The organism is Pseudomonas yangonensis (assembly GCF_009932725.1).
Classification (GTDB): Bacteria; Pseudomonadota; Gammaproteobacteria; order Pseudomonadales; family Pseudomonadaceae; genus Aquipseudomonas; species Aquipseudomonas yangonensis.
In genome coordinates, this window is the sequence record NZ_BLJU01000153.1 from 1 (window position 1) to 270 (window position 270).

Annotated in this window: 1 pseudogene; it reads left to right on the plus strand. The window is 67.0% G+C overall.

Annotated elements, in window-relative coordinates:
- Positions 1–270, plus strand: a pseudogene (locus tag GYB81_RS25400) (hypothetical protein); the annotation flags it as partial.

The window sequence follows — 270 nt, forward strand, 5'->3', positions numbered from 1 at the left end:
GACTTCGGCCGTTCTGTTCCTGCCCAAGTCCCGCGAACTGACCGACTACCTGCTGGCCAGCCTGGCCGCCCGCCTGCCCGGCGGCGAACTCTTCCTGGTCGGCGAAAAGCGCGGCGGGATCGAGCGCGCGAGCAAGCAGTTGGCCGCCTACGGCAAGCCCCGCAAACTGGATAGCGCGCGGCATTGCCAGCTCTGGCAGGTGCGTATCGAACAGGCGCCGGCCGAGCCCACGAGACTACGCAGCATCTCGTATGCCGCCTTCTGCTTGAA